General features: G+C 37.4%; 9 protein-coding genes. 4 read left to right on the forward strand and 5 right to left on the reverse strand.

Features of this window, described 5'->3' with window-relative positions:
- Window positions 1-908: 908 nt before the first annotated feature.
- From FM037_RS21840 to FM037_RS21855, 4 genes are all read right to left on the reverse strand, one after another.
- Window positions 909-1,325 (reverse strand): m7GpppX diphosphatase, encoded by a 417-nt coding sequence (locus FM037_RS21840; RefSeq protein ID WP_185976880.1) that lies wholly within the window; start codon window positions 1,323-1,325, stop codon window positions 909-911.
- A 29-nt stretch (window positions 1,326-1,354) separates the two neighbouring features.
- Window positions 1,355-2,092, reverse strand: a complete 738-nt coding sequence (locus FM037_RS21845) for a hypothetical protein (protein ID WP_144047748.1) — start codon at window positions 2,090-2,092, stop codon at window positions 1,355-1,357.
- A 21-nt stretch (window positions 2,093-2,113) separates the two neighbouring features.
- Window positions 2,114-3,268 (reverse strand): hypothetical protein, encoded by a 1,155-nt coding sequence (locus tag FM037_RS21850; RefSeq protein WP_077752772.1) that lies wholly within the window; start codon window positions 3,266-3,268, stop codon window positions 2,114-2,116.
- Window positions 3,269-3,339: 71 nt separating this feature from the next.
- The gene (locus FM037_RS21855; protein WP_144047749.1) at window positions 3,340-4,263 is read right to left on the reverse strand and encodes a hypothetical protein; all 924 of its coding nucleotides are present in this window, start codon (window positions 4,261-4,263) and stop codon (window positions 3,340-3,342) included.
- A 1,515-nt stretch (window positions 4,264-5,778) separates the two neighbouring features.
- Here FM037_RS21855 and FM037_RS21860 point away from each other — a divergent pair.
- The 4 genes from FM037_RS21860 (at window position 5,779) to FM037_RS21875 (ending at window position 9,920) form a co-directional block, all read left to right on the forward strand.
- Entirely contained in the window at window positions 5,779-6,513 is a 735-nt protein-coding gene (locus FM037_RS21860; protein WP_185976881.1) for a winged helix-turn-helix domain-containing protein, read from the forward strand.
- Complete coding sequence (locus tag FM037_RS21865; protein ID WP_144047751.1) at window positions 6,510-6,998, forward strand: hypothetical protein; 489 nt, start codon at window positions 6,510-6,512, stop codon at window positions 6,996-6,998. Before FM037_RS21860 ends, FM037_RS21865 begins: the two co-directional genes overlap by 4 nt.
- A gap of 1,420 nt (window positions 6,999-8,418) precedes the next feature.
- A complete protein-coding gene (locus FM037_RS21870; protein ID WP_144047752.1) occupies window positions 8,419-9,234 on the forward strand; it encodes a hypothetical protein in 816 nt (271 codons plus the stop codon).
- A gap of 32 nt (window positions 9,235-9,266) precedes the next feature.
- Window positions 9,267-9,920 (forward strand): hypothetical protein, encoded by a 654-nt coding sequence (locus FM037_RS21875; RefSeq protein WP_144047753.1) that lies wholly within the window; start codon window positions 9,267-9,269, stop codon window positions 9,918-9,920.
- A gap of 574 nt (window positions 9,921-10,494) precedes the next feature.
- Here the strand turns inward: FM037_RS21875 and FM037_RS21880 are convergent.
- Entirely contained in the window at window positions 10,495-10,869 is a 375-nt protein-coding gene (locus FM037_RS21880; RefSeq protein ID WP_077752777.1) for a hypothetical protein, read from the reverse strand.

Below are 10,869 nucleotides of genomic sequence, written 5' to 3' on the forward strand. Positions count from 1 at the left end.
CGTGTTGAGAAAGCCGCACTAACATTGGCTATGATGACGTGAGCAACCTAAAAAATCACTTGATAATATCAAATTAATTTAAAGCTAGATTTGTTTGGTCACGTTATTAGCCCTACCAGAAACGTTTAAATATGGCACGGTTAACCTTGTGTGTTATGCCAAGAAAAGTACAATATATATTGCATACTTAATGGGTATGTAACCCCTAAATTTTAGTAGTGAATGGAATTATTAGCCTTATGCCAGTAATGCAGTTTTAACTTATCTATCAAGTTTAATGGGGCTCTCCTATACTCCAAATGAGGTGATACTCGACGAACTCAGATAAACATATTACTCATTTAATATCTGCAGTATTAAACCTATGTTCAGTAGACTGCAATCTCTTGACTACAGATAGACCTTTTCACTTAAACATATTAAATCCCAACTTCGTAAACAGCCTGTTAGATGAGTTGTTTATTGTTGACCTATTGTTCATCCTAGCGGAGAAAGCTAGCTGTTTATCATTTTATAAAATATAATTGAATAAGGTGATATTGATAATTTTAGTCTATTTGTAGATAGCATTAATAGAAGATGGATAGAAAGTGACAGCGAATTCTTGAATATAGACAACATGATTTCAAACACTCCACGTTAACTCTTTAATTATTAATGCTCATACTTATCATGATAAACTCGCTACTGAACCTATCGTGAGAGTAATGAGATGCGTCTGTATTTAAAGTTGTGAAATGCCCCTTCACCCAGTGCATAATGAAAAAGCCAGCAACAGTTAGCGGCTGACCTTTATAAAAATCATCAACGTATTACAGGACATGGCAGATTAAGAGTATTTCAAACCATGATGTGATTACTTCAACCACAGGCTCGGTCTGCATCAATGCCTTCACAGCCAACTTCGTTTAGCGCCCTGTTATCGGGAGACTGAATTTTTCACGGACCTCAATAGTCGGTGCATAGCTGCCTGGCATTCCTTTAATGAGGTGCAATGCGTCTTTTTTGGGTAACGTAAACAGACCTTCATTTCTGGAAAGTATAAGACTGTTTATATTTTCGTCGTTCCTCAGGTGCTCAATAACCTCATTAAGTCCAAATGCTCTAGACTCATTCAGTGGATGGTCACCTTTATTGACCCAAATATGTAGATGCAAGGTAGCGGTTGAGGGAGCAACCGGAAAGTGAAAAAATAGATCAACATTGTCTTTTTCAGCTGAAACACCATAAGTGTCAGACAAGTGCCCAATAATATCAGACTTTAGTTTTTCCAACATCTTTAGATCTTTTGGCTCCAAATCAAGTATGGATGTCAGGGATTTCACAGTCCATTTGGACTCAGCTTTCCTTTGATTTAGCTCTTCCCCTGGGTTACTGACGGTTTTCCTATTGGATGATCATCGGTTATTTCTTGAATTAAACTCAGTGGGAGTGCAGGATGAACAGCCCAAGCAGTCAGCTGGACGCCTTCTCGTCTATCGGCCAAATCTTTGTGGTGTCCATTGGTATAGGTCTCTGACATGTAGGGGATATTAGGGTAAATGAGGAATCCATTACCTTGGTTCAATGACCCAGAGTAGTGGAATACATCCGGTTGCTTCTTATACAGAGAGGTATACACATTATCGAGAGATTCGGCGCTATCTCCACGTAACAGATTAACCAAAAACTCAGTGGTATTTTCATCTTTATAGGTCGCTTGAAGTTGCTTTAGGTTTTCCATTGACAGAGTCACCTGAGCCAGATCGTTAGTCTGATATTTTTTCAAGCCTCTTGGGTTTAACCAGCGAAAAGCCCCATATTCATCTACGCCTACTTTAGATATATAAGCACCATGACTTAACTCAAGTGTGCCTGATTTATCTTTCTTTACAAACACATTGTATTTGTCTTGATTTAAATGACTCAGCGTATTTCGATTGTCATCAATCCCATAAGCATCTAATGTCCGACGGAGCTGAGAATGGCCGTTTTTCTCCAAGTCAGTGTGAATATTACGCACTTTACACACATCAATGCTTTGATTGAGGTTGGGGGTAGCACCGACCGTCATGGTCGAAGATGCGCGCTGTAACGTTTGAATGGTATTCATAACATATTTCCCATCAGTAGTTTAAAGTGGAAGAGTTAGCGAGTTATGAACAACCCCTTTAAAAGGAATGCCAACGATATCCTTAATGGAATCCGAGGTGGGTAAAAAGAATGATCCCTCGTTTCGATTGAGTACCAATTCATTGATATCTTTGCCCTGTTGAAGATGTTCAATTATGGTGTCTAAATCGAAAGACCTTGGCTCATTCAACGGGTGATCGCCTTTGTTAACCCAAGTATGTAGGTGGAGGGTGGCGGTTTTTTCTGCAACCGGAAAGTGAAAGAACATTCGTATATTGTCATTTTCATTTGTATGATAAACGTCCTGAAGATGTTGCAATGTCCCCTCCCTCAACTTTTCCAACTGTGGCAAATGTGCTAGTTTCAAGCTCAGAATACTGGTTAGAGAATCCATTTTTGTTTTTTCATCAATTGCTTTTTGTGGTGTTGGCAGGTTCACTTCAAGCCGCTCCAGATCCGGTTGATTGTGTTGACCACCCAAAAAGTCCGACTGTATACCAGGATGAATCGCGTAGGTACACAGGATGATCCCCTCTTTACTGTCTTTGAGCTTTTCGGGAGAATCGATATAGGTTTCCAACAAGGCATCACTGCTATACGGGGAGTTGGGGCGAATAAGATACCCATGCTGCGCTTGGTTAACTGGTGGAATAAACTTAGCTAGTTGAGGTTTCTTACTATAAAGAACTGTATCTCGGCATTCCTCTCCATTAAGGATCTGGATAAGAAAGTCCGGTAATGGCTTTTCTGAATAGGTACGGCTAAGCTGGGTTAATTCAGCTTGATTGCGAAAAGTAACGACAGCGACTTTTTCAGTTTGATATTTAGTGAGACCTTTAGGGTTCAACCATTTAAAACTGCCATAGATATCTTCTCCTTTTTTAGAGATATAGGCACCATGACTTAAATCTGCAGTGCCTGATTTATCTTTCTTAACAAACACATTGTATTTTTCTCGATTTAAATGACTCAGTGTATTTCGATTGTCATCAATCCCATAAGAATCCAATGTCCGACGGAACTGAGAATGTCTGCTTTTCTCCAAATCGGTGTGAATATTACGCACTTTACTCACATTAATGCTTTGATTTAGGTCTGGGATAGCACCGACCGTCATGGTAGAAGTTGAACACTGTAATGTTTGTATGGAGTTCATATAATTTAACCTTTAAAAATTTTACTGGATTTATTTGACTTAGAACGACTTTCCCCCGATAAGTGGGATAGCTATCGAGTGTATTGACGAATTAATCCATCGATTTTGTCCCTAGCGATATGTTTAGCGTGTATCTCGAGCTGGCTAATATCCACTCCTTTCGCCACAGTTCGTTCTAGAAAATGTTCAAGTTGCGGGAGCTGAGGCATATAGTGCCCTGAATCTAGGTGAAAGGATTTAGCTTTGCCCAGCTTAATTTTAATCATGCCCGCCGATAAAACCGGCTTGCCATCTGTCGTGGAGGTGTGTTGCCATTTTCCTTTTTCGTACGGGTGAACAAAGATATTTCCGTCACGGTGGATGACAATAGCAGCGTGGCCGCTCATCCCTTCCTTTCCTTGAAACTGTGTTGTATCTAACAAGGTACCTCCTTGCTTCCATTCTCCCTGTGAAATATCAATACGGTAGTTAAGTGACTGATTGGAATCCAAATAGTTAATATAATCAAGTTTCTGACTCAGCGGGTGTTTTACTCCACCTTCAAGAATGTCTATTTCAACATCTGGATTCAACTCAATCCACTGGAATAGCCCAAACTTGGTGTTACCGTCCGCCTGCCATGCGCCTAATGCACCGGACTTCAAATCAAAGCCGTTCAACGAAACTCGATCACGATGGTCCGAATCTTTAATTTCCAGCCAATATTTCGGGTGAGCAGCCACTTCTCCATTACTCTTTTTAGGCATTAACCCAGTTACAAATTCAGCCACTTGGCGGAACTTAGCCACGCCGTGATGGGATTGCAATCTATCGTTAACACACGTAGGTGATCGTCGTGATGAGTCAAGTCCAGTAAGTTCTTTTGTATTTAGATCTACATTGATAACCGATTTGACCTGAAGCACATGGTTAGTTTGCTGTAACTCGGAAGCTAATTGTGTCACTGGTGTTGGAACCAACAATTGAAAAACTTTATTATTCGCAGCTGAAAACATATCGATTTAAACCTCTTAAATAATTTGACTCTTCATTATTAGTGCCTCAATACACCCTCATTTTCACCAGAATTTTCATGAAATGTCCTGTTGATTTCCGAGTTAATGTTTTAATCGCTTTTAAATAACTCGGTTTTAGGTTTAATAATAATTAGTTGTTGGTGAGATTATTTGGTATAAGCAGGCTATCACTGGTACCTTCGTTATTATTAAGCTACATAGATCTCAACGAAAGCTTGGTCTAGCGATTACCCGTTCCCCTTGTTCGATCAGCAGATGGAGCCGACATAAACATTAAAGGCTGTGGATTTACTATTAGCAAGCAGTTGATAATATTGTTCAATTAATGATTCTGACTTAAGTAAGACTCACCATGAAAAAGTAACTTTGGCATTTTTGATAAAGCAATGAACCGTGGCGTAATGCCGCGGCATTAATACTGTCAGCATTCGCCTTTGATTACCTGAATATATGCTGTTTATGATTATAGGACTCAATCGAAACCGAGCTTCACATCCTTATCACCATGGAAACTCTAGCGTATTCCAGTCCAGAAATGGTTAAAGGGAGCAATCTGATGAGAAGAAGCATTGTATTGCGTGTCTTTAGTAGAGTCATCGTCTCTCCGTAACAACTCGATATTATCCAAATTATCGACAAGATAAGGTGACACAGAAATGCATCAGCTAGCTCCGAACATGCCAACAACATGCTAAACGACAGTCGACTCAAGGAAAATTAGCGAGGGTTCAGACAATATTTCAGATTATTTCACTCGCCAACATCAATTTTGCCAGGAAAACCTCATCACTATGCTTTTATTTTAAGCTTCCTCTGGACTGTAGCATATGAAGAAATAACTTAATTTATGAACACTCCTCATTATTAGTGGTCACCTGATAAGTAAATCATTCAGCACATTTAAAGCCTCCCAGCGCAACAAAAAGTTGCTCTATACTCCCTCAACTTAACTAGATCACACTTATTAGCGTTTCTCTCCGCATTCAATAAGCGTGATTTAATATTAACGACTTCCACATGGTCATATGGAAATAAGCTTAATGCTTCATTAAATTCAGCTCTTAGTGAGCTTGCCTTGGGACAGAAATCATATATGTAACTCATAACTTATTTACTTTCTTTTAAATTAACTAGAAACTGAAAAAAACACTCTAGACAGCATATCCCTGAGTATTGATGAAGGGTTCTCAACGGTTCAAATATTAACCATTCGCATTGAAAATGAATAATCAAAGCAAATTAATAATGTTTTTAGACTGAACCATAGCAGGACTAGCACAGTCCAGCCTCCTCTACGTGTCAGTTAAGTGTTTTGGCTAAATAATAAGGAAGGTTTGTATTTTGTTAAATCACCAACAAAAGCACAACAAAAGGGTGTCTGACGGCTAGCAGGCTGAATGTTGTATTGTGTTGTGTTCTATTGCCATAGATGCTTAAATTAATGCCTTAAGGCCATTGGTGATTAGCACTTGGTAAATGTTTGGAGGAATATTTTTGAAAATTAGTACGGTAAATGGCCGCACAGTACTTTTCGATGAGCAAGCAATTTTAATGGGAGAACATAAGACAAAGCTAGGCAGTGGGGACTGGCAAGTATTAGACTTACTTCTGAAAAAACATGGTGAAGTGATCTCACGAGAAGAGCTGATATCCCATGCCTGGAAAGGGAGAGTAGTAACAGAAGCAAGCCTAACGCAATCAATTTTTAATATCCGATTAGCTCTCGGAGATGACGGGAAAAAACAAACTGTTTTAAAAACCATTGCCAAAATAGGCTATATAATCCCTGCAGAAGTTATCCTATATTCAGAATCCAAACTCACTAGTCACTCTCGACAATGGAAGAATCCTATTGCAGTGGTAATTTTAATTGCTTGTTTCTTTTTTGGTATAGCCTTAGAGAGACCTGTATTCGAAAGTGAATACTTTCTAAACAATCTAAAGAAGACAAGAGTTCAGAATACTCTCACTGTCACTTCTAAAACTGGAAATATCAACATAAACTTTTTAAATGGTTTTTCAAGCGAGCAATTGGAAATACCTAAAAACCTTGAATTGATAGCAGGATCTACTCCAGATGTATACATTTCAGCAGGTAAAACTTATTACACCTTTATATTTGATGATATTGAGAAAGCACCTATAAGCATAGGCATTAATAGAACTATAGGTTTAACCCCCGCTTTTACTCAAGCTATCAATCTATATATAGAGGAGCTGAACAGTTGAGATTTTATATCCTTTTCCTAGTAGGTGCATTAATTTCTACACTTTGTGGTTTTTTCGTCAGTAAAATGTTTATCTCTGAGACAATATTATATGAAGGAGGTTACCACCTTTTTCACCTGAATAAAAAAGGGGTTAAAATACATGAACAGGGAAAGATAGTGGTTCGAGTAGACCATATACAAATTAGAGGAGTTGAACTTTATCCGAATGGTTCAAACTTTTACAGCTTCAAGTTTGGCTTAAAAGGGTTAAGAAGACATTTTTCAAATTCGATATCATTAGAAGATTTTACTTGTCAGAGAGCCCCTCAAGGAACTATTCCTCCCAGTGTATTCCTTAAAAATGAGTACTTTTTATCTGACTATGCTTTTACACAAAGTCGTAGTAGATTAGAATTATTTACCACTAATCAAGGAAATTACTACCTAGATCATGATAGAGATGGATTAGTTTGGATTATTAGTGAAGAAGGGTTCTATGAATGAGAAACTATTTAAAGATATTACTTAATATATAATACCAACATAAATTTAAAGTAATAACTCAAATAAAAATACGACACTAAAATTAAAATAATTACCTTGGTGCAATACCGAACCTAAATTGAAAATAATCACTTCAGTATAATGCTGGCCTTACTCCCGGTAATTTTTATTGATTAAATAAGGCGTATAGTCTTAGTATTGCTGTAAACATCATCATGTAAGCCCTTCTTATCTGGCTTACAAATTCAGCCACTTTGAGTTTGATGAAATATTTTTAAACATAATTATCATGACACAGACTAAACATGCCTATATACCGACCTTCAAAAATACCTCTTAAGAGGTATTTGATCGAATAGTATGGGGGACATACAATCCTAACTTTCATCTCAATATAGTTTGGACCAATAAGATTATTGCCATCAATATGTCTGACTATCCCATCATCAAACGTTAGGTTACTGGTTTAATAGCGTGTACAAAAAACCGTGTTTATGCAAAACTTTAGCTCACTTATCAAGGTATTAAATACTGAAATTCTAGCTAATTCCCCCTCTTGAATAAGAGAAGCAACTTCCTTCCCCCATTCTAGCTATTATCGTTGTCGGATTAACATTACGCCTTACAAATGGAGTCATAGTCTTTCGAAGTGCGCTCAACAAGCTCATTGTAACGTCCTTGGTTAATCTCGATATCTAATTCATGAATATACTAGTTCAACACATTCTCTATCCTTGTGTACAAGTTGTTTAAATAAGCCCTTCTCTCCTTTTAAAAGTTATCAGGAATTCGACCAAGAACTGGCCTTCTTTATTATAAATAGTAGCTTCGGCATGCCTTTGAATTTATCCACGTTTTAAAACCAATTAAATACTCGACTTGAGCATTTTTTCGTTGCTTATACGCTTTAAAGGTATCTCTGATTACCTTAGTCGCACCTTGTCTTTTCCTTGCTGCGTAAGCTCTAGTAGCTTAGTAGCTGAAGTATTCAACACCTCAACTGGTTTTGCAGCCAAAGCTCGGCTTGACTATTGTATTTACGGATAAGTTCTATGACTTTTCAATAATTACCAATGCTTAATATTGGGAAATAAATTTTAATTTAGATAGCCTCATTATCAACCCACCAAAGATTGAACATCACATGATAACTTACGAAACATCCGGGAAAACCCTCCAATCAAAAGTTTCTTAATTATATGACTTGATAAATATCAAGACATCTTTTCGAACCAAAAAAGAAAACATTAAAAACAATCATACGCATATAAACTTACGCCAAGGAAATAATATGAAACTTTGTGATTATTAGCTTTAAGATTGCTAACCCACCCTTGTTCCCTCAAAAAAAATACCCACATAGCAATTTATTTTCATAAAAAATATATATTAAACATCACATTCAGTGAAATTATTTCCAATGAATTCTCGTGACCCTTGGAAGGGTTTTATTTATAGTCGCAATAATATTTTTACAAGGAACAAAAGTATGCGTCCCATTAGCCCGTTAACCCAACAAGCCATTGCTTCATCGGCAATAATAAAGCCAAACACTAATTTCACTGTTCGTAAAATCACAAGCAAGTCTTTTGACTTTGTTAAAAAATTCGAGTTTTTCAACACTCCACCTCAAAATAAATCACAAATAACAAAGCAAACACAACAGCGGTTAAGTAAACTGACACTAAATCCACCACCGCTAAGCAAAGCACTGGTGACAGCACAGCTCCCAACAGAAAAGCAAGCGACATCAAGCAGAGAAAACCTACCGGCAGAGACTATAAAGCCCATGCCTCTTAAGAAGATTGAAATAAAACAAACACAAGAGCAGTCAAGTAAACAGACATTAACTCCACCTCCCCCACCAATGCCACCAATGCCACCAATGCCAAGTAAAGCACAGGTGATTATACCGCTCCCAACAGAAAAACAGTCGACATCAAGCAGAGAGAACTTACTGCAAGAGATTATAAATCACAAGGCCCTGAAGAAAGTTGAAACAAAACAAACACCGCAGCCTAAAACTTCACAGTCAGCGCCTTTCGATGGCAAGCTAAAACAAAGCAGTCAATCAAAACAGTCAGTAGCCCAAGATTCCTCTGCTAAGCTACTAACACCACAAACACACAAGATTAAGCAAGAAAATACCGCCTTATCTTTCAAGCCTGAGCTTATCTTGTCAGAAACCTTGCATCAGGAGTTTTTTTCACTCCCCGGGAGCAACAAAGTGCCTTAGCAAACCAGCTTAGTAAGGGAGTTGTCGCGGGTATGACAATCGACTGGCCCAAAGCCGCTAAAAACACACGATCCAATATATCAGACAAAGGACAGGAACATATTCAAGCGTTTGTTAATGAGATAAAACGTTATCCTGTGTTGTTCATTCCACTAGAGGCAAACTCTAAATATATACCAACCAATGCAGCAGAAGAAATAAAATGGAGTGGCAACAGTACTCAAACATCAGCAACCACAACCCAGCCTCTATCGTTCACGGATGCAATAAAAAGATTACAACTTCAATCACCAAGAACCACATTAACTTCTGATTCTGGCGATAAAAATAGCCCTTTAGAAATAATGACGAAAGCCAGTAAAATAGCAAATAATGGTATAACTCCAGAACTAAAAGTCGAGATCATCGGCGATCAGTACCGATCATCGCTTCTTAAATCATTTAACGCTTTGCCATTTGTCGAACACATGACAAAAAGCATGGATAATAATGCTGTATTAGCCTTGGAAAAGAGCTTTAAAGCTCACATTAACTGCGCAAATGCACTGCAAACAAGCATCAATACATTCATCATCAAACACATGCACAACCAGTTTGGAGATTTTACTTACACTGGAAACCAAACGATAATCAAAGAACAACAAACCACAATCGAAAAACTTAAGGCCCAATTAGCACTAAGATAACATTTAACATAGAGCTTATTGCGGATTTAGCCATATTAAAAATTTGTACGAGCGCTACGTAGAGTAAAGAATAAGATTAGAATCTTGACTTTTCCTAATGTAAGCGCTCAAAAAAGGGTTCATAATCTCTTGTAAGCAGCAGGTTGCCAGCATGATTTAAATTTTTAACGCTTTTATGAACAGTTTAATGCTACCAGGAAATAACAACTGAGTTGATGATACCGTTGGTTGGTCGGCCCGCCACCTTGGATATTATGAGTTCAACTAATTTATGGTTGCAGCTATGAACATCATAATCACGAGATAAATGGTGAAATATCCTGATCACATTCAGGCTATGAATATCAAAATATGATTATGATATTCATAGGAACACTAGCGAACCTATTTATTTAAATTGGATTAACTTTAGTTATCGCATAATATACTTAGAATAAAAATGGGGAACAACAATAGTGAAGATGTGATTTTATAGATATTTAAAAATTCGATAATTAATTATTTATCCTCCCACATCGTGAGAATAACAAGAGCCCAATTATGTAGTCAGACTCTATTAACATTTAGTCGTTTGTTAACTTTTTATATAGGAAACCATATTATTGAACAGTATAAGTTTATCAGCAAGTTTTCGCTCCACATCGGTTACATCAGCCGAAAACTCCGTCAAAAATATCAACTTCTCCTTTTTTATACTAAAAAAAACCTCATCGTCAGACATAAGGCTTTCTATTATTTTAGGTGATTTATTTCTGAGCATACGTTGATCACACAATGGAATTTCAATAAATGTTTGCAGCGCCCCTTTTTGAAGGTATACAAAAATCTCTTCTCCTCCTTTTAATTCAATAGCAATAGGTTCATCCCCCTCTATACGCGACAGTAAGCTGGGTGATATATTAAAATTATCCACGAGTGTTTTATAAACAATTTCTCTAAGCTTTTTCAT

It is taken from the genome of Shewanella psychropiezotolerans (genome assembly GCF_007197555.1).
GTDB lineage: Bacteria > Pseudomonadota > Gammaproteobacteria > Enterobacterales > Shewanellaceae > Shewanella > Shewanella psychropiezotolerans.

Coding starts and splice junctions, on each gene's coding strand:
- FM037_RS21845 (WP_144047748.1), bottom strand. CDS start 2,092: ATGAATACCATTCAAACGTTACAGCGCGCATCTTCGACCATGACGGTC.
- FM037_RS21880 (WP_077752777.1), bottom strand. CDS start 10,869: ATGAAAAAGCTTAGAGAAATTGTTTATAAAACACTCGTGGATAATTTT.
- FM037_RS21870 (WP_144047752.1), top strand. CDS start 8,419: ATGAATTCTCGTGACCCTTGGAAGGGTTTTATTTATAGTCGCAATAAT.
- FM037_RS21875 (WP_144047753.1), top strand. CDS start 9,267: ATGACAATCGACTGGCCCAAAGCCGCTAAAAACACACGATCCAATATA.
- FM037_RS21850 (WP_077752772.1), bottom strand. CDS start 3,268: ATGAACTCCATACAAACATTACAGTGTTCAACTTCTACCATGACGGTC.
- FM037_RS21855 (WP_144047749.1), bottom strand. CDS start 4,263: ATGTTTTCAGCTGCGAATAATAAAGTTTTTCAATTGTTGGTTCCAACA.